Here is a 24,548-nt window from a genome sequence, read left to right as displayed (position 1 = left end):
ATCAAATTTGCGTTAAAACGCTTTAAAGAATAAAATAGCAGCTAAATCCGTATATAAGTCGATACTTTAACCTACCTGTTTGCTTCAATGAGCTTTTCAAGCCGTAAAACACGATGGTAGAGGGCCGACTTCGACAAGGGAGGGTCAGCCATCTCCCCCAAATCACGCAGTGACAGATCGGGGTAGCGCTCGCGCAGGTCGCAAAAGACCGCCAAGGCATCCGGAAGCGCATCGCGAAGGCCATGCTGCTCGAGCTCATCGATCAACGCAAGCTGATGCTGGGCGGCACCGGCGCTTCTGGTCTGGTTGGCGAGCTCGGCGTTCACGCGACGGTTTACGTCGTTCTTAACCAATTTGACCGCGCGCGCTTCCTCGATCTCGGCAACGCTGCGCTTGGCGCCGACCAGCTTTAGGAGCTGCTCGATCTCCTCGGCGCTCTTAATGTACACGGCATATGACCCCCGCCGCGCATTAACACGAGCATGGACCCCAATCTGCTCCAACAGATCGCAAAGCCCCTTGGCATATTGCTCGCCCTGCACCGCGATCTCCAAATGAAAATCGCCGCGTGGATCGGCCACGAAGCCGCCCGCGATGAGCGCGCCGCGGATATAGGCAAGCCTGCAGCAGGGACGGGCAACGATATGTCGGGGCACGCCGGCGACAAGTCCTCCCCTGCGGTCGAGGATGCCCAGCAGCACCAGAGCCTTATCCAGATCTGGCTGATCAGGCAAGGTGATGAGGTAGTTTCGAACCTTATGCAATACAGATTTACGAACGGTGAATTCCGTTTTGAGCTTAAGGATGCGATGCGTCAGTGTGATCATTGTGCGCGCGACGGCGCCCGTCTCGGTCGCGACCGTCAAACGATACCGCCCGGAGCCGGCCAGCGAAAGTGTACCGCTCACACGCGTCAGGGCGGCAAGCGTCGACAAATCGCAGTATTCACATTCGGGTTCGCAGCGCGCGAGTTCGTCACGCACCTCGGCGGTAAACGACATGCAGGCCTATGCTTTCGTGTTGGCGCGCGACAGGTCGCGGTGGGAAATGCTCACGTGATATTGAGCGCCTTCCAAATAACGTGCCGTGGCCTCGGCGATGGCAACGCTGCGGTGTTGACCGCCCGTGCAGCCGATGGCAATAGAAAGCTGTGGCTTGCCCTCCGCGATATAGCCCGGCATCACCGTATCGAGCAGCTGCGTCCAAGCTTTCCAGAACTCCTGGGTCTTGGGATGGTCCAGAACAAAGTCGGAGACCTTCTTATCGAGACCGGTCATGGTGCGCATCTCGGGATCGTAGAACGGATTGGGCAGGAAGCGAACGTCGATCATAATGTCCGCCTCAACGGGCATACCGTGCTTAAAGCCAAACGAGAACACGTGAACGTCCATGAGCTGCTGGTCGGACAACTCGGAGAACGCCATGCGCAATTTGTTGCGCAGGGCAGAGGTACGCAGGCGGCTCGTGTCGATGATCATATCGGCTCGGTCGCGCACACCCTGCAGCTGCAGGCGCTCGCGCTGAATCGCATCGGCCGTAGTCTCCCCCGGCTTGGCAATGGGATGGCGGCGGCGGTTTTCGCTATAACGACGGATCAGCACCTCGTCAGAGGCCTCGAGAAACACGATGTCACAGCTCATCTCGCGCTCCTCGAGTGCGGCAACGGCATCGAGCAGCTCATCGAACAAGCCCTGGCTGCGCAGGTCACAGGTGACGGCGAGATGCCTGCCCACGCCCGTATTGATGCCGACGAGCTCGGCAAGCTGGGCGATGAGACGCGGAGGCAGGTTATCGATGCAAAAATAGCCCATGTCCTCGAACACGTGCATGGCCTGTGTGCGGCCCGATCCGGACATTCCGGTGATGATGACGATATCGGGGATGCGCTCCGAGCGCTCCGCCGCATCCATGGCATCTCCCTTTTGCATGTGCTGCCTCCCGAAAACAAGCGCGGGACCCAGCAACCCGGATCCCGCGCGGTCAATTGCCTATATTGAGTATACCGCCCCGAGCGGATACGAGGCCTGTCTTACGCCTCAAGTGCAGCCTTGAACCAACTCGTAATACTCGTGGGGTGCGTGATGGCGGTGCCGACGACAACGGCCCAGGCGCCAGCATCGATCGCGGCGCGAGCCTCCTCGGGCGTATGCACGCGACCCTCGCAAATGATAGGAAGGCCGGGGAATTCCTCAGTCGCCTGACGCAGGAGCGGCAGGTCGGGGCCATCGGCCATGGTGCAGTCGATGGCGGCGACGCCGTGAGAAAGCGTGGTGGATACCAGGTCAAAGCCCATATCAACAGCACGGCGAATATCCTCGATGGTGGCACAATCCGCCATCAGGAGCACACCCTCCTCGTGCAGCGGGCGGAAGGTATCCTCGACCGTCTTGCCATCGGGGCGCGGACGATCGGTGGCGTCGATCGCCACGATATCGGCACCGGCAGCAACGCAGGCGCGAGCGTGACGCAGCGTCGGCGTGATGTAAACGCCCTCGTGCCCATCCTTCCACAGGCCGATGACGGGAACCTCACAGCGACCCTTAATGGCGGCAATGTCGGCAAGGCCCTGGCAGCGAATGGCGGCGGCGCCGCCGAGCTCGCAAGCGCGAGACATTTGCGCCATGGTCTCGGGCGTACGAAGCGGCTCGCCCATATACGCCTGAACGCTCACGACGAGCTTGCCCTTCAGGGATTGAATCAAAGGATCGACGGTCATAAGGCTGCAACCTTTCTTAGAACAGCCTCCCGAGGCCTGTTGTCTCGGGAGGCTCCTACAGCAGATACTTTTACTTCAACGAGGCAAGAAGATGCTCGGCGGCACCGATGAGCGGAGCATCGCCCTCCAGAGAACCGATGAGGATCGGCGTGTCCTGAAGCGGATCGAGCGCCTGGCTGGCATAGCCCTCGTGCACCGAATCCTTCCACGTCTGCGAACGCCAATCGGGACCTTGGTGAATCACGCCGCCCGAAAGCACGATGACCTCAGGGTCCAGGATGTTAGCGAGCGAGCCCAAGCTGGCCCCCAGCGCAAAGCCGGCGTCATGGATGACCTCGGTCGCCTTTGCGTCGCCCGCACGGCACAAATCGTTCACATCGCGACCGACCGAAGGACGGCTGGGGTCGACGCGGCCAAAACGCTCATCGTACATTCGACCAATGGAAGTGCCCGAAGCAACCGACTCCAGATGGCCGGAACGCCCGCAGGCGCAGGGAATGCCGGCGGCAGCCGAGCACTCGATGTGGCCCATATGGCCGGCAGCACCATGGAAACCCTGCATCACGCGGCCGTTCTCGACATATGCGCCGCCGATGCCCGTACCGATGCCAAGACACAAGACGGAGAACTTGCCCTTGCCGACGCCCCAGTGGGCCTCGCCCAGAGCATGAGCCTGCACGTCGCCTACAACGGCAACGGGAAGACCGAGGTCCTCGCGCAGGCGCGGCCCCAACTGAACGCCGGACCAGCCGGGCATGATCTCGTTGGCATACGCGATGGCGCCCGTCTTGGGATCGACGACGCCGGCGGCACCGATACCGACGCCAAGGACCTCGACATCGGGATTCGCCTCGAGAGCAGCCTTGATGGACGCCTCGATACGCTGGAAGACGGCCTCGCCGCCCTCCTGGGCCTCGGTAGGAACCTCGGCCTCAAAAACGGGATGGGGCACACTACCGTCAGCCGGGTACTCCATGATGGCAGTCGCGATCTTAGTTCCGCCGATATCGACAGAGCAGACGTACTTGTTCTCCATGTCGCTCTCCTTAGGAGATAAAAAACAACTACAGGAAATGCGCCGTCAGGCTAGCCGTCACAGCGCGGTAAAGGTTTTCCAGATGCCCGAGATCGCCGAGAAACCGTGTGGCCATTGACCTAATGGGTCATGGCCGCACGGTTGAACGGCGAGGTCGAGTGCCCGGGGAAGCTTTACAGGAGACCGTTGTCCTGGAGGACCTTCTTAATCGCCTCGACGTTCTCGCCGGTCATGGCCTTCACCGGGCGCGGCATGGTCGGGCTGTCGAAGATACCCATGAGGTTCATAGCGGTCTTGAAGGCGCCGACGCCACCGGCATAGCCCTGGACGCCCGAGGTGACATCCCAGATGTGCGAAATCTCATTGAGGCGATCCTGCTCGGCCTTGACGGTAGCCCAGTCACCAGCCTGAGCGGCCTTCCACTGACGCACGTAGCCCTCGGGCTCAACGTTGGCGAGACCCGGGACGGAACCGTCGGCGCCACCGAGGTAGGCGCCGTCGACAACAACCTCGTGGCCGGTGAGAATGCTCATCGGATGGCCGTTCTTTTCGTTCTCCTGAACGAGGTAGCGGAACGAGATGTCATCACCCGAGGAATCCTTGACGCCGGCCAGAACGCCCTCGGCGCCGAGCTTGGCAAGGAGCTTCCAGGGGAGCTTGGTGTGAACGCAGACGGGAATGTCATAGGCAAAGATGGGCAGGTCGAGCTCCTCGTGCAGGATGCGGAAGTGCTCCTCGACCTCGGTCATGCCCTGCAGGGCATAGAACGGGCAGGTGGCGACGAGGGCATCGGCGCCCAGCTCCTGGGCGACCTTGCCGTGCTCGATCATGCGCTCGGTCTCGGTATCGATGATGCCGACCAGAACAGGCACACGGTGGTCGACGATACGAACGGCCTCGGCGATAATCTGGCGACGGCGCTCGTCGGTGGAGAAGACGACCTCGCCCGAGGATCCCAAGAAGAACAGGCCATCGACGCCGGCGTCGATCATGCGGTTGATGCTGCGCTCAAAGGAGGCAACGTCGAGCTGGTGATCTTCGGTATCGGGAACTACGACGGGAGGGATAACGCCGGTGAATTTCTGAGTTGCCACAAGAATCTCCTTAGCTGTCTGGCGGGCGACCCTATGCCACCCACTCTTGTTGGCAGTGTCCAGGCCGTCTAGGCCAAAGAACACGAGTAGAACGTTTGGTTAAAAAAGTCGACGACTTCGTTTTCGAACGCATTGATGCGCTCGTGAGCGTATTTTGCATAGATGATATGCCTCCGGTCACACTCAAGACCGTTGAATACGGCAAACTGATCCTTGGGATCGCTCACGGTATCCATAAGCGATGTGCCCATGAGCACCGATCCGCGCACCCGAGACGACAGCGCCTCGAGGCCGCCAGGAAGCGGATTGGCAACCGCCGTGCAGGCGAGGCCCCGCTCGTCCAGAGCAGAAACCGCCAGCGCGACTCCGCCGCCAAGACCCTCGCCCCATGCAAAGATGCGGTCGGGGTCCATGCCATCAAGATTGCGCGCCACCTTCGCCAGCGCGCAACCCCAACGGACGCGCTCGACAAAAGCGGGCGAAGAAATCCCCCGCTGCAGGTCGTCCGCACCAGCAACATCGTCATCCAGCGCGAGGACGGCATACCCCATGGCGGCAAATCTCGTCATGTGATGCCAGCCGCGCACAGGCCGATCGATGTCGTGGAACATCAGGCACAACGGCACACGCTCAGATACTCGGGCACGACCGACAGGCTCGATCAAACGAGCGTGAATCGCATCGTCACCGAGCTCAAAGGAGACCTCCGAGTAACGGGCGCAGGGGTTAACAAAGTCAATCGCCGTAATGGCCAGGCCTTGAATCTTAAGATTCGAAGCGCATATCTCTAAATCAGAAACATCTGCTTGGACATCACCGCGCCAGTCCCGATATTCTGCGAGCCTTGACGAAACCGTTCCAGGAATTCCCACGAGTCCGGGGACAATCAGCTCGTCAACATTGCTCTCGCACTTAGACATGAGCCTCCCCTCCCTTGCAGAAAAACGGAATGATCAGATCGTCAAAATCCTGAATCTCCTCGTGGCCAAAGCCTTCAAAGAACTCATGACGCTTTTCACAGGTCAGGTTGTTATAGACCGCAAACTGCGTCGCTGGCGGACAGACGGTATCGGCTGTGCCGGTGCCAAACAGCACGGGGCATTTGACCATAGGGGCAAAGTTCTTGGAATCGAAGTACGCCAGCTTGGCATAGGCTTCGTCGATACGAGTCGAGTCCTCGTCAAACCAGCGAGACCAATAGCGCAGGCCCTCGTAGGCAATGTCGTCGGCATCCAAATCCCAGACCAGGCGGAAATCCGACAGGAAGGGATAGAGGATGGCGGCGCGATTGATAAGCTCGCTGTTAAGTGCACAGGTCGCAATGCCCAAACCGCCGCCCTGCGACGCGCCGTTCACAAACACACGGGCAAGATCGATGCCCTCGAGCTCGCGAACGATGCGGCACAGGATGCGAATATCTTGGTGCAAGCGGACATAGTAGAGGTTGGCCGGATCGCCGTCGATACCGGCGACGATATGGCCCGCGACCGTTGTGCCCTCAAATCCACCAATGTCCTCGGAGGGACCTCCTTGGCCGGGGCAGTCGAGGGCGATGAGTGCCATGCCCATGCCCGCAAACGACGCCTGCTCAAACCAGCTGCGGCTTGCACCCGGATACCCATGGAACTGAAGTACCAATGGCACGGGCTCGTCCGAGACGGGTTTAAGGTACTTGGCATGCAGGCGAGCGCCACACATGCCGGTATACCAGAGGTCGAAAAGCTGGCAGGTCACGGCATCGGTGACCGATGCCGTCTCGATCGCATAGTCAAGCCCGACGGCGTCGGCCTCGGCCATGCGGTCCTTCCAAAAGAGATCGAAATCTGATGGACGGGGCATGGCGCCCCGATACCCACCAAATTGCTGTTGTAGCTCCTGAGCACTTGGCATGGCTCGTGAACCCAACCTTTCGAAATCGCAACGGAGGTGCGCCCGGCAAGGGAACCGGGCGCACGGGAGGGAAAGCGAGGCTACTCGCCGAGCTTGGGATGCAGCAGCGACGGCGCAGCACCGAGCAGCATCTTGGTGTAGGGGTCCTGAGGGTGCTGGAAGACCTGCTTGGCCTCGCCCTGCTCGACGATCTTGCCGCCATTCATAACGATGATGTCGTCAGAGATATAGCGGACCGTCTGGATGTCATGGCTGATGAACACCATGGCCAGGCCGAGCTCCTTCTTAAGGTCGGTCAGCAGGTTCAGAATCTGCGCGCGGACCGAAACGTCCAGAGCCGAGGTGGGCTCGTCGGCGATGATGGCATCGGGGTTCAACGACAGGGCACGGGCAATTGCGACGCGCTGGCGCTGGCCACCCGAAAGCTGGCCGGGAAGAACCTCGGCGGCGGAGCTGGGCAGACCGGTGAGCTCCAGGAGCTCCTTGACGCGCTTCTCCTGCTCGGCCTCGGTACCCAGGTTATGGACGCGCATGGGGTCGAGCAGCTGCTCGCGAACGACCATGCGGGGATTGAGCGCCGTAGCCGGATTCTGGAACACGACCGAGATGACACGGCCCATGTGGCGACGGTCCTCGGCGGTACGCTTGGTTACGTCCTTGCCCTTAAAGTAGACCTTGCCGCTCGTGGGGGCCTGCAGGCCGCACATGACGTTGGCGGTGGTGGACTTACCGCAACCGGACTCGCCGACGATGCCGATCGTCTGACCGGGCATGAGCCTAATCGTTACACCCTGGACGGCGTGAACCAGGTTGGGGTGCAGAATCGAGCCGGTACGGGTCCTAAAGGTGACGTGGACGTCATCAAGGAAGATGATCGGCTCGACGCCGTTGACTGCGGTCTCGCTCATCTACATCACCTCCGCGTGAGGGGTCAAACCATTTGCCTTGAGCACCTCGTCGGGGAGCTCGGAATAGAAGTGCTCGGTGCCGGGCACGCGCTTGAAGACCGGACGGGTGTCCAGGCCAATGCGCGGATGGCTCGAGCGGGGCGCGAAGCGATCGCCCTTGGGGAAATCGCGCGGGCTCGGAACGGCGCCGGGCACCTGGTGCAGACGGCCCGAACCGCTCTCGATGGACAGAACGGAGCCCAGAAGACCGCGGGTGTACTCGTGGATCGGGTTAGTGAGCAGCTCCTTGGTGGGCGCCTGCTCGATAACCTGACCGGCGTACATAACCGTGATGTTATGGGCGACCTCGGCGACCAGCGCCAAGTCATGCGAGACGAAGATCATGGCAAAGCCGAGCTTGGCCTGAAGGTCGTTGAGCAGCTTGATGACCTGCTTCTGGACGGTAACGTCCAGAGCGGTCGTGGGCTCGTCGCAGATGACCAGCTTGGGGTCGCGGGTAAGGGCCATAGCGATCAGGACACGCTGACGCTGGCCACCGGAAAGCTCATGCGGGTAGCTCTCGAGCGTACGCTTGGGGTCGAGGCCCACGAGCTCCAGGAGTTCCTCGGCGCTGCGGGTGCCGCCGCGCTTGGTGAGCTGCTTCATCTGGGCAGAGATGAGCATGGAGGGGTTGAGCGAGGACAGGGCGTCCTGATAGACCATAGCGATATCGGTACCGCGCAGGCCGAACCACTCCTTCTTGCTCATCTTGAGCAGGTCGCGGCCCTCCCAGAGGACCTCGCCGGAAAGGTGCTCGTCATCGTCGGTCAGGCCCATGATGGCCAGCGTGGTGATGGACTTACCGCAACCGGACTCGCCCACCAGGCCCATGGTCTGACCAGGACGGACGTCAAAGTTGACATGGTCGACGACGTTGATATCGCCGTGATGCTCAAACTGAATGCAGAAGTCACGGACCGAGAGAATCGGTTCGACAGACTCGTCGGGCACATGGCGATCGTCACGCTTGAGCTCGACATCGCGCAGGGCGCCAAGGCGAGCGGAGAGGGACTGGGCCTGCTCCTTGTAGGCGCGAACGGGGTCGGAGACCAGCAGGTCGGCCTCGCGACGCTTGGAGGAATCGGTCGGATCCAGGGCGGCGGAGGGAGCAGCGGCCATGGCGTCGGTAATGCCCTCGGAGAGGATGTTGAGCGCCAGGCAGGTGATCATGATGGCCAGGCCCGGGAACAGCGCCTGCCACCAACGGCCGGCGAGCACGCCGCCGCGGGCGTCGGCGAGGATGTTGCCCCAGGTAGCGGTGGGCTCCTGGATACCAGCGCCGATGAAGGTCAGCGAGGCCTCGAAGATGATGGCGTCGGCGACCAGGGTAACGGTGAAGACCATGATCGGGGCGATGCAGTTACGCAGAACATGCTTGATCAAAATCCACGGAGCCTTGGCGCCGGAAACGATGACCGCGCGGACATAGTCCTCGCCGTACTCGGACACGATGTTGGCGCGCACGATACGGGCAATCTGCGGAGTGTACATAAAGCCGATGGCGAAGATGATCGACGGCACGGAGTTGCCCAGGATGGAGACGAAGACGGCCGCGAGGGCGATGCCCGGGATGGACATGATGATGTCCAGGATACGCATGATCGTCTCGGAAACGGCCTTGCGCGAAACCGCCGCAAGGGCGCCCACGACCGAGCCGCAGACCAGAGCCATGGCAGTGGCGCCAAAGCCGATAATCAGCGAGTAACGACCACCGTAGAGCATGCGCGACAGAATGTCGCGACCCTTATCGTCGGTACCGAAGATAAATCCGTTGCCGGGAGCCTGGCGAGCCGTAAAAATCTCGACCGGGCTATAGGGGGCAAGAAGGGGCGCCAGAATCGCAGTCAGGGCGACCAGCACCAACACGACGGCGGCAATCTTAGAAGACAGCGTCATCTTCTTCCAGCCACCGAGCTTGAGCCCCTTGGAGGCAGCCTTCTCGAGCTGCTCGGTTTGCTTCTCTCGAATCTTTACCATAATCTACACCGTCCTGATGCGCGGGTTGATGAGCAGGTAGAGCATGTCAACCACGATGTTGATGATGATGAAGGCAAGAGCAACGACGATAACGACGCCCTGAACCAGGTTCGCCTCGTTGCCCTGAACGCCCTGCAGAATCGCGGTGCCCATGCCGGGGAGGTTGAAGATAACCTCGATGACGACGGCGCCGCCCATGAGGTAACCGATCTTAAGACCGAGGGTGGTGACCGGGGTGATCAGCGCATTGCGAAGAACGTTGATGCCGACGACGACCTTCTCGGGAACGCCGGCGCCGCGAGCCATACGGACATAATCCTTATCGAGCTCCTCGACCATGGCGGTACGCACGATACGAGTCATCTGGCCCGTCAGCGGAAATGCCAAGGCGATAGCGGGCATGATCATACGTCCCAGATAGCCAGCCGGATTCGTGGTGAAGTGAGGCAGAGCACCCGATGCCGGAAGCACCTTAAGGTAGGAAGAGAACAGCAGGATCAACAGAACGGCAAGCCAGAACGACGGGGTTGCCAAGCCGGCGATGGAAAAGACGCGGATCACTTGGTCCGGCCATTTGTCGCGATACAGTGCCGCGATGACGCCGAGTAAAAACGAAACGACCGCACCGATGGCAAGGCCGATGAAGGTCAGCTGCATCGTGACGGGCAGGGCCGTGGAGATGCGCTTGGCAACGGAGTTGCGAGCAGCACCATAGGTGCCCATGTCACCATGGATCAAATCGCCCATATAGCGCACGTAGCGCACAGGCCAGGGGTCGTCCAGACCATACTTCTCATGGTACTCGGCAACCGCCTCGGGCGAGGCACCGTCACCCAACGCCGTGTAGGCGGGGTCGGTCTTGGAGAACGACATAAGGAAGAACACCAGGACGGTGACGCCCAATGCCATGATCGGCAGCGCCACAAGACGCCTTCCAATCAAACGTAGCAAGTTGTTCACGTTCTCTCCCCTTTCTTTTGTCGGTAGGACCAACTGGTATATGAGTACGGATACTCATTACAAGACCCGAGCGACATCGAAGTCGCCCGGGTCTTTGTTTCAACTATGAGGATACGGTCCCAACGACCGACATCCTGCATACAGACTCAAGCGAGTCTTACGCCTTGACGGTCGCAACGCCCCTGAAGGACATGCTCGTCGTACCGATGCCCTTGAAGCCATCGAGGGCCTCGCCGTTGGGCGCAGTGGACGGATCGTCCCAGGAAGCGGAGACGGTCTTGACGTGGACAACGGGGTACAGAACGGCGTTGTCGGCAATGATGTCGAAGCACTCGTTCCACTTCTTCTGCTGCTCATCGCCCTCAGCGGCAAGAGCCTCGTCCATGAGACCGTGGAGCTTCTGCCACTCAGCGGACTCCTTCCACGGGCAACGGGTCTGCATCCAGACGTTGTCGCCGTACCACCAGTTGAGCAGCAGGTCGGGGTCGGCGCCGAAGCAGGAAGGATCGCCAGGGGCAAGGAGGATATCGTAGGCCTCGCCGCCGTCGATGGCAGCGTAGGTGGCCGGCGAGGTATCGGTCTGGATGGTCACATCGAAGCCGAGAGCGTCGAGGTCATTCTTGACCTGGGCGGCCATGCCCTTAATCTGCTCGTTGTCGGTGGTGCGCAGGGTGATGGCACCCGGGGTGATGCCAGACTCCTCGATGAGCTTCTTAGCCTTCTTGGCGTCGGTCTTGTACACCGTGGAAGCCTCATGATAGTTGGTGAAGCTCTTGGGCAGGTAGCAGCTGGCAGCGGTGGCAAGGCCGGCGAAGGTGTTGCTGACCATCTTCTCGGTGTCGAGCGCATACATGACAGCCTGACGGACCTTGACGTTGTTCCAAGGCTCCTTGGCGACGTTGAACATGATGAAGCGGGTGCCGAAACCCTGAACGTTATCGATCTTGCAGCCGGCGCTCTCGAGCTGGTCGACGGCGTCAGCGGTAACGAGCTCCATAACGAGCGTGGAGCCCTCCTGCTGAGCGGTAACGCGAGCGGTGGGGTCGGTCAGGATGCTGTACTGGATCTTCTTATCCTCGGCAGCATACTCACCGTTGTACTCGGGGTTGGGAACCAGGGTGATCTCGGTATCGGAGATAGAGTCGTACATCCAGGGGCCGGAGCCGATCGGCTGCTTGGCGCGATCCTCCTCGGTCTGGGTGGCCGGGGTAACGCGGACGATGGCCAGACGATCCTTGAGCAGGGAGAAGTTGGGGACCTTGGTCTTGACCGTCACGGTGCTGGCGTCCTTGGCCTCGATGGACTCGAAGGGCTGGAAGAACGGAGCATAGGTAGCGGAAGCGGCGCAAGCGGTGTAGGAGGCAACGACATCGTCAGCGGTGACCTCGGTGCCATCGGAGAACTTGGCGCCCTTGCGGATGGTGACCTCGAAAGTGGTGTCGTCCACAGACTTGGGATCGTCGGTGGCGAGCTCTTTGAAGGTGCTGTAGTCGTGGTAATCGATGCCGTAGAGGCCCTCGACGACGTGCCAGTTAGCACCCAGGCCCACAGCGGAGCCGGTGCTGGCGGGATCGAAGCTGGACGGAGCGTAAGCGGAACCAGCGGTGATCACGCCGCCGCCACGGTTGGCGGAATCGGTGGAACCGGAAGCGGAACCCTCGTCGCTAGAGCTGCCACCGCAGCCGGTGAGACCAAGCCCTGCGACAGCAGCGACGCTGCCGGTGAGGCCGAGGAACGAACGCCTGGACATACCCTTGTTGATGATGGCCATGTCTTCTCCTATCAATAGAGAATCTTACCCGGGAGCGCCTAGACGTGCCCCCGCGCAACTTGCGGACGATATATACCTTACCTACCGACGAACCCAACTGAGGTGCCGCGCTCGGCGACCGATACATACATACGCTTGAACGGTATTTGCTACCGTTCACCGAATTCATTGACAAACGATTCGCCAGACAGTATGTATCGACGAGGTGAGATATCAGTCTTCGTCAACCCGCAGGATAGCAGGGTTGTTCACCATGGCTAGTCAAACGTTTTAGCGTTAATTAAACCCGAAATCGGCTGGTAATCGCCGTGAAATAAATGATTGAAAATCACGCAATCATGTATATCAGTTGTTTAGAGGCGTGTTTAGTTTTCGGATTGCTTTGCCGCCGCCTCGGCGCGCTCGGCATTCCATGCAACGAGCGCCTCGTGAACCGCTTTGGCGACATCGGCAGGAACGCCTCGAACTTCCGCGATCTCTTGCTCGCTCGCCGCGCGCAAACGCTTCATCGAGCCAAAATGGCGCATAAGGGCACGTTTTCTGGTGGGTCCCACGCCTGGAACGTCATCGAGTACCGAAACCGTCATGGCTTTATCGCGCAATTCGCGATGGAACGTGATGGCAAAACGGTGCGATTCATCGCGCACCTGTTTAATTAGATAGAGCGACGCGGACCCGGTCGGCAGCACGATGGGAGTCTCGTCCCAAGGCACGAAAACCTCCTCATCGGCCTTTGCCAAGCCACAAACTGGTATATCGAGCCCAAGAGCCTCAAGTTGCTTGATTGCAGCGGTCAATTGCGGCTTACCGCCATCGACAACGAGCAAATCGGGGCGCGAACCAAAGCGCTCGTCGGCCATGCGCTCGGGAGCATAACGTCGTCCCAAAACCTCGGACATCGACACGAAGTCGTTTGCCTCGTCCAATTCGGCCTGAATTTTAAAACGACGATACTGACTCTTGTCGGCGCGCCCGTTGGTAAACACCACCATCGAGGCGACCGTAAAGGTGCCATGCAGTGTAGAGATATCGAAGCACTCGATACGCAACGGCGGCGATGGCAGCGCCAACGCACTTTCGAGCTCCAGGAGCGCTTGATTGGTGCGGTCGTCAGCGTACCCCGTTCGCATCATGTAGCGCATGAGGGCATGGCGCGCATTTTTGGATGCCATATCGAGCAGACGGTGCTTTTCGCCACGCTGCGGCCTATGGAGATGGCAGGAACGCTCACGCTTGCCCGCAAGCCACTCCCCCAGCGCCTCCGCATCCTCAAGCTCGACGGAAAGGTTGACCTCAGCTGGAATATCAGCCGTCTCGTCGTAATAGCGCTTAAGAAAGCCCGACTGGAGCTCTTCCTCGTCAACATCAAGACCCTTGTCGAGAATGAACTCGCAGGTGCGAACTGTTCGGCCCTCGCGAACGACGAAGACGCAAGCGGCGGAGATGGTCTCCTCGCGATAGAACCCGATGACATCGATATCGACACTGGAGGGAAAAACGACTTGCTGACGATCGTCCAGACCCCTGATGACCTCCAAACGACGTTTGACGCGTGCCGCGCGCTCAAAGTCGAGCGCCTCGGCGGCATCCGTCATCTCGGCCGTGAGCTCGTCGACGACATCCTTGCGATGGCCAGACAAAAAGCGCTCGACGCGCTTAACGTTCTTGGCATAGTCTGCCGGGGAAATCGCGCCGACACACGCACCCGGGCCGCGCCCGACATGGTAGTCAAAGCAGGGACGCCCGTTTTGTGCGCAAATCATATTGACGATGTCTTCCTCGCCCTTGTGGGACTCGATGGTACGGCGACAACGACGCCACTCCGCACAGGATGCAGAGCAGATGGGGATAACCTTGCGCAGCGTATCTATCGTCTCACGTGCCGCACGGCTATCGGTATAGGGTCCAAAATAGCGCGTTCCCGGCTTATGACGCTCACGCGTGTATTTGATCGCGGGATACAGGTCGCCCTTTGTAATGGCGATAAAGGGGTAGCTCTTGTCATCCTTGAGGTCGACGTTAAAGTACGGATGGTACTGGCCGATCAGGTTGCGCTCGAGTACAAGCGCCTCATGCTCGGTTTCGACAACGATGTAGTCAAAGCTCGCCACCAGCTGCATCATCAGCGGGATCTTTTGACGCTCATCCTGCAGTGTCACGTATTGACGCATGCGGGCGCGCAGGTTTTTCGCCTTGCCCACGTAGATGACATCGCCCTTGACATCCTTCCAAAGGTAGCATCCGGGCTGTGTGGGAACGCGCGAAACCTGCTCGGCAAGCGTTGGTATGTTGTCGTGACCGGCCACGCGCACCTACTTGCGACGAAGCAGCGCCGAGACCTCGGGCATCTTAAGGACGACGGCAAGGCCAAAGGTAACAACAAGCGAGGCGACACCCGCAACGCAAACGTAGCCAAGAGTAATCAGAATCGAGCCGCCAAGTGCCCCGACAAAGTGTTCAAGCGCCCACATGACGCCGGCGCCTGCGGCAGCACCTAGGCCACCGAGCAAAAGGCCAAAGAAACCGCCATGTAGGATAGATTTGACCTGAAGGCCACGCAGGCGACGACGCAGCCACCACAGCGAACAGCCGACCAAGATCACGTAGTCGACGACATACGAAAGCGCGATTGCCGGCATACCGAAGCCCAGCACAACGCCAAACAGCAGAACCGAGCCGGCCTGGCCGATGGCGGAATACAGGCAATAGCGGCTATAGGGCTTCATGTCGAGCAAGGCAGAGAAGCTCTTCTGCATCAACACGACCACGCCGTAGAGCGGCAGCGAGAGCGCCAGGTAGACAAGGTACTCGGACACCAGAGCCACGCCGGATTCATCGAACTTGCCAGCACAGTAGATCATATTGAGCGGACGTGCGAAGACAATCAGGTACAGTGCGAACGGAATCAGGAAGAACAGCATCTGGGCGACGCCACGCGAAATGCCCGTGCGAACGCTGTCGTAATCCTTCTCCTGTGCGTCATGAGAGAGCTCGGTATAGAGCGCCGTCGAAAGCGAGGCGGCAATCAGCGCGTAGGGCAGCGTGTACCACAGGCGCGCATAGGCGATGACGGAAGGACCCGTCTCGGGCTGGACCACCAGCGCGGCAGCGTTGGTGATAGAAGTCGAGACAAACATGCACACCGTGGCGAGCAGCGTCGGGATACCGAGCGCAATCGTCTGGCGCAGCGCGGGGTCCTTAAAGTCGATATGGATATGGGGATGCACGCCGTGCTTGCCAAGCGCGGGAATCTGACATGCCATCTGAACAAAGACACCGAGGGTCGTACCGGCCGCAATCAAGATGATGCCGGCACGTTCGCCAAACTGTGCGGACACGGGCGCAAAACCCATAAAGCTCGCAATGACGATCACATTGTTGAGGACCGGGGCAAACGTCGACCAGAAGTAGTCGCGGTGTGCGTTGAGAACGCCCGAGAACACCGAGCCCAAACCATAAAACAGAATCTGGATGGCAAAGAAACGGAACATGAACGCAGCGGTATCCATGCTGCCACCGTCACCCGAAAGGAACGATTGCGTCCAGATAAAGCCCGGGGCGAACACGGTCCCCAGCAACGAAATGCCACCCAGCACTAAAAGCAGAATGCCGAGCAGGTTGCCCACGTACTCGTTCGAGGCCTCGCGACCCTGCTCACGCCTCACGCCCATGTACACGGGCAAAAACGCCGTCACGAGCATGCCGCCCATCACGAGTTCGTAGAGCATATTGGGCAGGTTGTTGGCGACCTGATAGGAGGACGAGAGCAGCGACATGCCGATAGCGGCCGCCATTGCCCACGTGCGGATAAAACCGGTGACGCGAGACACGATAGTCAGGATGGTCATAAGCCCGGCAGAACGACCAACCGTGGAGTAGTCCGACGAGCCCATGTCGTCAGTGTCATCTCGCGACGAAGAAGCTTCGGATGAGGGTGTCTGAGGCGCAGATTCTTTTGCAAAATGAGCTCCGCGCTTCAATTCTTCCTGCGGCATCGCTCAGTCCTCTCTCGTAATCGCGGCAACCGTCGCCCCGCAAAATGCAATTAAATCATCGGGTGCAAGCTCGAGCTGATAACCACGCTTGCCTCCCGAAATAAAAATGGTATCCCAAAGGACGCATGTCTCATCAATGAGCGTCCGGTAGCGTTTTTTCATACCGACCGGGCTGCAGCCGCCGCGAACGTAGCCAGTCGCCGCAAGCAAATCCTTCACATGCATCATGGCCAAGGACTTCTCCCCCGCGGCACGCGCGGCGGACTTTAGATCGAGCTCGTCGGCAACAGGGATGCAGCACACGACATAGTCGTTGGACGGTGTCACGCAGACCAAAGTCTTAAATCCTTGACCGGGCTCCTCGCCAAGCTGCTCCGAAATCGCGACCCCCAGGCCCACCGACTCATCACCATCGTCTTCGTACGTATGTAGAACATAGGAAATGCCGGCGCTTTCCAGCTCGCGCATCGCATTGGTTTTTGGCGTCTTTACAGCCTTTGCCATGACATATCCTTTCCCTCGCATTCGGACGCAAAGATTAAGTATATGTCCAATTCGGCTGCATACGTCACTTCGACACAGCAAGCGCCATCGAATCACAAGGAGTCGATGGCGCCCATAAACTGAATCGCCTATTTATTGAGCATCAAGTTGAGCCTGACGCTCCCGGTCACGCCTGAGCAACGGCGCCAAAAACTTGCCCGTATAACTCTGCGGACAGTCCGCAACCTGCTCCGGTGTGCCCGAAACCACAACGGTTCCGCCGCCGTTACCGCCCTCGGGACCCATATCGATCAGACGATCGGCAACCTTGATGACATCAAGGTTGTGCTCAATCACCAGCACCGTGTTGCCCGCATCGACCAAGCGCTGCAGCACATCGAGCAGCTGGCGGACGTCCTCAAAATGAAGGCCGGTCGTCGGCTCGTCCAAAATATAGAACGTCTTGCCCGTCTGGCGTCGATGAAGCTCCTTGGCGAGCTTCACACGCTGCGCCTCGCCGCCCGAGAGCGTCGTGGCGGGCTGGCCCAGGCTCACGTAGCCCAAGCCTACATCGTACAGCGTTTGGAGCTTGCGCTTAATCTGCGGGATATTCCCAAAGAAGGCCAGCGCCTCGGTGACACTCATTTCGAGCACGTCCGAGATGGTCTTGCCACGGTAGGTGACCTCGAGTGTCTCGCGGTTGTAGCGTTTACCGCCGCAAACTTCGCAGGGAACGTAGATATCGGGAAGGAAGTGCATCTCGATCTTGATCTGCCCGTCGCCCTTGCACGCCTCACAGCGCCCGCCACTCACATTAAAGGAGAAACGACCCGGCGAGTAGCCGCGCGCCTTCGACTCCGGCGTACTCGCAAACAGCGCGCGAAGATCATCCCACAGGCCGATATAGGTAGCAGGGTTGGAACGCGGCGTGCGGCCAATCGGCGACTGGTCGATATCGATAACCTTATCGATACACTCGATGCCCTCGATTTTCTTATATGGACCCACAGGGCGCGTCGAACGGTGAATGGCATTCGTAAGGGCAGGCGCAATGGTATCGGTAACCAGGGAGCTCTTGCCCGATCCTGACACGCCGGTAACAACCGTAAGCGTACCAAACTCGATCTTGGCAGTAACGTTTTTGAGGTTGTTGGCTCGAGCGCCCGTAATTTTAAGGCAGCCGCGACCGGGCTTGCGCCGTTCATCAGGCACCCGGATCATTCGTTTGCCGGTCAGATATGCGCCCGTCATCGACTCAGGACACGCCATGATATCGGCAGGCGTTCCCGCCGCGACTACGTGTCCGCCGTTGACGCCGGCGCCGGGCCCCATGTCGATCACGTAATCGGCGGCACGAATTGTATCCTCGTCGTGTTCGACGACGATAACGGTATTGCCGATATCGCGCAGGCGCTCGAGCGTCTTGATCAAGCGCTCGTTGTCACGCTGATGAAGACCGATCGAGGGCTCGTCCAGAATATAGAGCACGCCCATGAGACCCGCGCCGATCTGCGTTGCCAGGCGAATACGCTGCGCCTCGCCACCGGAAAGCGTCGCCGAGGCACGATCGAGCGTCAGATAGTCGAGTCCAACATCGACCAGAAAACGCAAGCGCTCCAGGATTTCCTTGACGATACGGCCGCCGATAAACTGTTGGCGCTCGGTGAGTTCCAGGCCCTCAAAAAACTCGAGCGATTCACGGCACGACAGGCAACAAACCTCGTAAATGGACTTGCCGCCCACGGTGACGGCGAGCATCTCAGGGCGCAAACGAGCGCCGTGGCAGCTCGAGCACGGCTCCTCGCGAATGTACTTCTCCAGGCGCGCCTTGGTGTTCTCGTTCGTCGTCTCGGTATAGCGTTCGTACAGGATGTTGCGAACGCCCGAAAACTTGGTATCCCACTGGCTGCGACGTCCGTCGAGCTTTTGGTAGTCGACCGAGATCTTCGTATCGCCCAGGCCATCCAAGAATGCACGACGCACGCGAGGGGGCAAGTCCTCCCACGGCGTATCGGTGCTCACCTTAAAGTGTTTGCAGACCGCAGCAAAAATCTGCGGATAGTAGTTCGAGTTGCCAAACAGGCTACCAAAGACTCCGTCGGCAATGGACTTCGAGGGGTCCTCGATCAGCGCCTCGGCATCAACGGTTTTCTTAAAGCCCAGGCCGTCGCACTCAGGACATGCGCCATAGGGAGCGTTGAACGAAAAATCACGCGGCTGAAGATCGTCAATGGAGTGACCATGCTCCGGGCACGCCAAGGCCAACGAATACTCCAGCAGCTCGCCCTCGGTCCCCTCGGGAGCATCACGATCGGGCAGCATGTACACGTTTACATTGCCGTGAGCCAGCGCGGTCGCCTGCTCAACAGACTCGGCGATACGGCCCAGAGAGTTCTCACGGATCACGATGCGATCGACTACGACCTCGATATCGTGCTTGAACTTCTTGTCCAGATCGATCGGATCGTCGAGCGAGCGCACTTCACCGTCGACACGCACGCGGCTAAAGCCCTCGGCGCGAAGGTCCTCAAACAGTTTGGTGTACTCGCCTTTTCGCCCGCGCACCACCGGTGCCAGCACAAACGCGCGGCGGCCCTCCCCCGCCGCCAAGACCTTGTCGGCAACCTGGTCGGTCGTCTGACGCTCAATGACGCGGCCGCATTCGGGACAGTGCGGGGTGCCCACACGGGCGAACAGCAGGCGCAGATAGTCATAAATCTCGGTTACGGTGCCAACCGTCGAGCGAGGGTTTTTAGACGTCGTCTTTTGGTCGATCGACACCGCCGGCGAAAGGCCGTCGATTGAATCCAAGTCGGGTTTGTCCATCTGGCCCAAGAACTGGCGCGCATAGCTCGAAAGGCTCTCGACGTATCGACGCTGGCCCTCGGCATAGATAGTGTCAAATGCCAGCGAACTCTTGCCCGAGCCAGAAAGACCGGTAATGACCACGAGTTGGTCACGCGGAATGGAAACATCGATATCACGGAGGTTGTGCTCACGAGCGCCGCGAATAACGATAGAAGAATCAGACATGGAAGCTCCTTGCCTCCTATTGCATCGAATCATACTGTCGATGAGTTTAGCGCACTCGACGCGCACAGATGTTCGTAATACAAGATTCGCAGACCTTTAGCTTTGCGTATCGGGTGCTTTGTTTCTCGAAATGCCGTGGAAAGGTTACAGTAATCTACTACTGAACTTAATTTGCTGTAACAGAGGAACGTCCATGACCGAAGATATCCCCCTTGAAATCACTTCGAGCGACATGGCCAATCTGCCCATATTCATCGCCGTCCTTATCGTGGCCACCGTCGTCGTGCGCGTGTATTTTTCAATCAAACACAATGAAAAGCCGCCCATTGCCCGCGTCTTTTGGTGCGCGACGCTCCTCATCCCGCTCGGCATGGTAGCTGCATGGATTACGAATCAATTGCTCGTAAATGAGGACAATTCCCTATGGGTCCTTTCTTATTCGGCGCTCGGTGCTACCGCCGTCATACTTCTTGTCGAGCCCTTGGTTTCGGGACTTATCGACCAAACCGATCTTGCGACGGGAACGGTTGCCTGTATTTGCCGTGACATCCTTGTCATCGCCGCTGTTTCAGCGCTCTCGTTCGTTTCGCTCGAAATTGCCTGTAACGAAACGTTCTATCGCATTCCCGCCAACTCATTCGGGTTTTCCGTCGGGCTGCTCGCGACGGTTCTGCTCTCCCTTTATTTGCTGGGACAGCGTCATGGAGGCGTCATGGCCCTCGTGCCCGTCGCCTGTTGCATCCTTGGCATTGCCGAGCACTTCGTCATAACGTTTAAAGGCGAAGCCATCCTGCCAAGCGATATCTTGGCCCTTGGCACCGCAATGGAAGTGAGCGAGGGATACGAGTTTACCTTTACCGCCGGAATCGTAACCTCTCTCGCCCTGCTGGAGATTTCCCTGGGGCTTCTTTCGCTTATCCGACCGCGAAAGCTCCGTACGCCCACCCATGTCTTCCCCGCAATCGCCGCTAACCTCTGCGCTTTTCTGCTAGTGACCGTTGTGGGGCTCTCAGGCTTTTCCAGCATCGACTTGGAGCAGGCGCTGGATTTTGGATTTGACCGTTGGCAGCCCATCACCACATATACGTCTCAGGGTTTTATCACTTCGTTCACCGAAATGGTCAACGAGTTGCCCATTGAGAAGCCCGAAGGCTATACGCCCGATGAGGCGCAGAGCATCGAGCAGGAGCTCGCCGCCGCCTACGACAGCACGTATGGCTCGAGCGAGCAGCGCGCGGCTGCCGTTGCCCAGTTCAATGAAATCAAGCCGACGATTGTTGCCGTCATGAACGAGAGTTTTAGCGACCTTTCGTGCTTTGAGCAGCTCCAGGCGGCCGGGTACACCGGCCCCGCATTCTACAACTCGCTTCCCGACACACTTGTTCGCGGCACCATGCTCGCTTCGGTCACCGGTGGCGGAACGGCAAACTCCGAATTCGAATTTTTGACCGGAGCGACAACGGCCTTTGTCGGATTAGGCAAGATCCCCTATCAGCTGTATCAGATGAATGGCGTCAACAGCCTGGCAAAGGACCTTAAAGAGCTTGGGTATACCGCTACCGCTATGCACCCGCAAAACCCCGTCAACTACCATCGAGATAAGATCTATCAGCAGCTGGGCTTTGGAGACTTTCTTTCAATCGGCGATTTCGAAGGTGCGCCCTGTTACCATGCCGGCGTATGCGACTACGCCACCTACGACAAGATACTCGACCTGCTTAGAACCGACGAAGCGCCGCAGTTCATCTTTGACGTCACGATGCAAAATCACGGCGGCTACGACTATGGCACCGTTCCCGCCGAAGAGCTGACAAACTATTGGGTCGAGGGAGCCAGCGAGGGCGCCAATAGCGCGCTCAACACCTATCTCACCTGCATCAACGCATCCGACCGGGACCTCGAGTACTTTATCAACGAGCTCCGCAATATCGGCAGACCGGTTGTTCTTGTCTTTTTTGGCGACCATCAGCCGAGCGCCGCAACGACTCTCAACGACGAGCTGTACCCTCAGGAAGATACGGCAAGCCACGCTTTCCGTGTCTATCAGTCAACCTATTTCGTCTGGGCTAACTATGAAATCGCCGGCAATACCGAGCTCAACGTCTACGACACCGTCGGGGCAAACGAGATTGCAGCCATTACCCTTAATAAGATCGGCGCCCCGCTCACCGACTATCAAAAGGCCCTGCTTGCAACAAGGTCAGATGTGCCCACCATCAATGTCGCCGGCTATCTCGGTGCCGACGGGCTGCGCTACAACTTGGAATCTGAAGACAGCCCATACACCTCGACGATCGACAAGCTGCAGCGCATGCAATACCTCGAGTTCGCCAGCAAAGTTCAGTAAGCCCGCCCATTCGCTTGGGCCCATCGTATTGCAAGCACGCTCGGCCCAAATGCATCGCAAATGACTCCCGCTCGCAAACGAGGGTACAATGACGCTCGTGTCACATCACGGGGCTCCGGCCCCAACATATACAAAGGAGTCATACATGGGTTGCGAGCACGCACAGGCCGCCGGCGGACAAACGTCGCCGTCGCAATTTGAGGAGAACACGCTGTCCGAGGTCAAACGCGTCATCGCCGTGCTTTCCGGCAAGGGCGGTGTCGGCAAGTCGTTTGTCACCGGTGCCATCGCCACCGAGCTTGCCCGTCACGGCCACAAGGTCGGCGTCCTCGATGCCGACATCACCGGTCCCTCTATCCCCAAGATGTTCGGCATGAGCGGACGCCACGTCCATGCCCTTGGCAACCTCATGCTGCCCGAAATCTCCGAGCACGGCGTCAAGGTCATGAGCTCCAACCTTCTGCTCCAAAACGAGACCGACCCCGTCCTTTGGCGCGGTCCGGTCATCGCAGGCGCCATTAGGCAGTTCTGGAGCGAGACCTCGTGGGGCCCCATCGACTACCTGCTGGTCGACATGCCTCCGGGAACAGGCGACGTCGCGCTCACCGTCTTCCAGTCGCTGCCCGTCGACGGCATCGTCATCGTCACGAGCCCGCAGGACCTGGTCTCGATGATCGTCGCCAAGGCGGTCAACATGGCCGAGAAGATGAACGTCCCCATTCTGGGCATCGTCGAGAACATGAGCTATATCGAGTGCCCCGACTGCGGCAAGAAGATCGAGGTCTTTGGCAAAAGCAAGCTCCCCGAGGTCGCAGAGCGCTATAACCTCGACATCTTGGGCACGCTTCCCATTAATCCGGCACTCGCCGAGGCCTGCGATAAGGGCGAGGTTGAGACCGCGCTGCCCGATGGCATGTTGCCCAAGGCAGTCTCTGCCGTCGAGGCTATTACCCCGCACGAGACCGACGAGGCCTAAGTGAACACGAGCGCCTTCTATGACGTCCTGGTAATCGGCGGCGGGGCTTCAGGCCTCGCCGCCGCCATTACGGCCGCACGTGCTGGCAAAAGCGTCTGCATCGTTGAGCGCGATGTCGCCTGCGGCCTAAAGCTCCTTGCGACCGGTAACGGCCGCTGCAACCTCTCCAACGAATCGATTGATCCACAGCGGTATAATCACCCCGCATTCGTTGAATCCGTTATGGGCCCCCAACCCGAACAAGAGCTTATGGGTTTCTTCTCCTCGCTGGGCATCATGACAACCTCCGAGGAAGGCCGGCTATACCCGCGCTCCCTTCGCGCAGAATCGGTGCGCGACGCGCTTCTCAACGTTTGCGACCGCCTAGGTATTACCTTAATCTGCGGAGCCAACGTTGCCTCGGCGCACAAAGCTTCCGAAGGCTGGACACTCCAAATAGACCGTCCAGCGCGGGCGCTCAAGGCAAAAAAGCACGACGACCGAAAATCGGAGCTCCGCTCGCTTCGGAAAGCGCTCGCCGATGTCCCTCGCAAGAACGAGGCCCTGGAGGCACATGCCGTAATTATCGCCACGGGTGGCAACCCCACCGGTATCGCCGATACGTTTAGCCTCCCCCTCACTTCGCTGCGCCCCATCCTCTGCCCCGTATCGGCAACGGTCGTCGGCGATCGGGCGGCACTCAAGACGTTGGACGGCCTGCGCGTCCGCGCCCGCTTGACGCTCGCCCGCAATCATAATGAGCTCTGGCACGAAGACGGTGAAGTCCTGTTTCGAACCTTCGGTATCTCGGGCGTCGCTGTCTTCAACCTCTCCCGTCGTATCCAGCGCGGCGATACGATCCTGCTCGACGTTTTCCCCGACCTCTCTAAAGACGAGTTGCTCGATATGCTTAACCGGCGCGTTAAGCTGCTCGGCGGCTTTTCGCCCCGCGATCCCCGTTGGCTCGACGGCATGCTCGCCCCGCAACTCTCCCGCGTCGTCTGCACAGCGTTCGAGCAGTGCCATCCAGGCTCCAACGATGTCATCCACCTGGTCTCGATCCTCAAGCACTTTAAGTTGCTCGTCAAGGGAACCGCCGAGGAGCGCTCGGCGCAGGTCACGCGTGGTGGCGTATCTGTCGAGAGCATCTCAACACCCAGTCTACGCGCGCGCAGCGTTGTCGACACCCCGCTTTACGTCTGCGGCGAAGCGCTCGACATCGACGCCGATTGCGGAGGCTTTAACCTTGCGTGGGCATGGCTCTCGGGCATTCGCGCTGCAAGCAGCCTGTAGCCGCGCAGTCTATAATCAAAAACGCATTCGGGCCGTCTGGGATACCGGACG

General features: G+C 59.3%; 18 protein-coding genes. 3 read left to right on the top strand and 15 right to left on the bottom strand.

Annotation, left to right across the window (positions count from 1 at the left end):
• Nucleotides 1-71 precede the first annotated feature (71 nt).
• The 15 genes from whiA to uvrA all read right to left on the bottom strand — a co-directional run bounded on the left by whiA (nt 72) and on the right by uvrA (nt 19,902).
• Entirely contained in the window at nt 72-1,001 is a 930-nt protein-coding gene (gene whiA / locus OIL88_04725; protein HJI71674.1) for a DNA-binding protein WhiA, read from the bottom strand.
• Nucleotides 1,002-1,007: 6 nt separating this feature from the next.
• Nucleotides 1,008-1,928: an RNase adapter RapZ gene (gene rapZ / locus OIL88_04720; GenBank protein ID HJI71673.1), complete on the bottom strand. Its 921-nt coding sequence runs from the start codon at nt 1,926-1,928 to the stop codon at nt 1,008-1,010.
• A 101-nt stretch (nt 1,929-2,029) separates the two neighbouring features.
• Nucleotides 2,030-2,716, bottom strand: a complete 687-nt coding sequence (locus tag OIL88_04715; protein ID HJI71672.1) for an N-acetylmannosamine-6-phosphate 2-epimerase — start codon at nt 2,714-2,716, stop codon at nt 2,030-2,032.
• 70 nt (nt 2,717-2,786) lie between these two features.
• Nucleotides 2,787-3,752, bottom strand: coding sequence for an ROK family protein (locus tag OIL88_04710; protein HJI71671.1), 966 nt, complete (start codon nt 3,750-3,752; stop codon nt 2,787-2,789).
• A 173-nt stretch (nt 3,753-3,925) separates the two neighbouring features.
• Nucleotides 3,926-4,846, bottom strand: coding sequence for a dihydrodipicolinate synthase family protein (locus OIL88_04705; protein ID HJI71670.1), 921 nt, complete (start codon nt 4,844-4,846; stop codon nt 3,926-3,928).
• Between the two features lie 68 nt (nt 4,847-4,914).
• A complete protein-coding gene (locus OIL88_04700; protein ID HJI71669.1) occupies nt 4,915-5,766 on the bottom strand; it encodes an acetylxylan esterase in 852 nt (283 codons plus the stop codon).
• Nucleotides 5,759-6,736, bottom strand: a complete 978-nt coding sequence (locus OIL88_04695; protein HJI71668.1) for an acetylxylan esterase — start codon at nt 6,734-6,736, stop codon at nt 5,759-5,761. Before OIL88_04695 ends, OIL88_04700 begins: the two co-directional genes overlap by 8 nt.
• Before the next feature lie 80 nt (nt 6,737-6,816).
• Nucleotides 6,817-7,644: an ATP-binding cassette domain-containing protein gene (locus OIL88_04690; protein HJI71667.1), complete on the bottom strand. Its 828-nt coding sequence runs from the start codon at nt 7,642-7,644 to the stop codon at nt 6,817-6,819.
• Complete coding sequence (locus tag OIL88_04685) at nt 7,645-9,660, bottom strand: dipeptide/oligopeptide/nickel ABC transporter permease/ATP-binding protein (protein HJI71666.1); 2,016 nt, start codon at nt 9,658-9,660, stop codon at nt 7,645-7,647.
• A gap of 3 nt (nt 9,661-9,663) precedes the next feature.
• Nucleotides 9,664-10,620, bottom strand: coding sequence for an ABC transporter permease (locus tag OIL88_04680; protein ID HJI71665.1), 957 nt, complete (start codon nt 10,618-10,620; stop codon nt 9,664-9,666).
• A gap of 157 nt (nt 10,621-10,777) precedes the next feature.
• On the bottom strand, nt 10,778-12,391 hold the full coding sequence (locus tag OIL88_04675; GenBank protein ID HJI71664.1) for an ABC transporter substrate-binding protein: 1,614 nt from the start codon (nt 12,389-12,391) through the stop codon (nt 10,778-10,780).
• A gap of 365 nt (nt 12,392-12,756) precedes the next feature.
• Complete coding sequence (gene uvrC, locus OIL88_04670) at nt 12,757-14,703, bottom strand: excinuclease ABC subunit UvrC (protein HJI71663.1); 1,947 nt, start codon at nt 14,701-14,703, stop codon at nt 12,757-12,759.
• Complete coding sequence (murJ, locus tag OIL88_04665; protein HJI71662.1) at nt 14,704-16,284, bottom strand: murein biosynthesis integral membrane protein MurJ; 1,581 nt, start codon at nt 16,282-16,284, stop codon at nt 14,704-14,706.
• 105 nt (nt 16,285-16,389) lie between these two features.
• On the bottom strand, nt 16,390-16,890 hold the full coding sequence (ybaK, locus tag OIL88_04660; protein HJI71661.1) for a Cys-tRNA(Pro) deacylase: 501 nt from the start codon (nt 16,888-16,890) through the stop codon (nt 16,390-16,392).
• Between the two features lie 132 nt (nt 16,891-17,022).
• Nucleotides 17,023-19,902 carry an excinuclease ABC subunit UvrA gene (uvrA, locus tag OIL88_04655; GenBank protein ID HJI71660.1) on the bottom strand — a complete coding sequence of 960 codons (2,880 nt, stop codon included), beginning with the start codon at nt 19,900-19,902 and terminating at the stop codon, nt 17,023-17,025.
• Between the two features lie 118 nt (nt 19,903-20,020).
• Here uvrA and OIL88_04650 point away from each other — a divergent pair, with 118 nt between their 5' ends.
• From OIL88_04650 to OIL88_04640, 3 genes are all read left to right on the top strand, one after another.
• Complete coding sequence (locus OIL88_04650; protein HJI71659.1) at nt 20,021-22,249, top strand: LTA synthase family protein; 2,229 nt, start codon at nt 20,021-20,023, stop codon at nt 22,247-22,249.
• A 145-nt stretch (nt 22,250-22,394) separates the two neighbouring features.
• On the top strand, nt 22,395-23,225 hold the full coding sequence (locus OIL88_04645) for an Mrp/NBP35 family ATP-binding protein (GenBank protein HJI71658.1): 831 nt from the start codon (nt 22,395-22,397) through the stop codon (nt 23,223-23,225).
• Nucleotides 23,226-24,497: an NAD(P)/FAD-dependent oxidoreductase gene (locus OIL88_04640; GenBank protein HJI71657.1), complete on the top strand. Its 1,272-nt coding sequence runs from the start codon at nt 23,226-23,228 to the stop codon at nt 24,495-24,497. It abuts the gene before it with no gap.
• Nucleotides 24,498-24,548 lie beyond the last annotated feature (51 nt).

The organism is Coriobacteriaceae bacterium, from assembly GCA_025992855.1.
Classification (GTDB): domain Bacteria; phylum Actinomycetota; class Coriobacteriia; order Coriobacteriales; family Coriobacteriaceae; genus Collinsella.
Note: the sequence above shows the minus strand (reverse complement) of the source record. Positions and strands in the feature narration are given on the sequence as shown.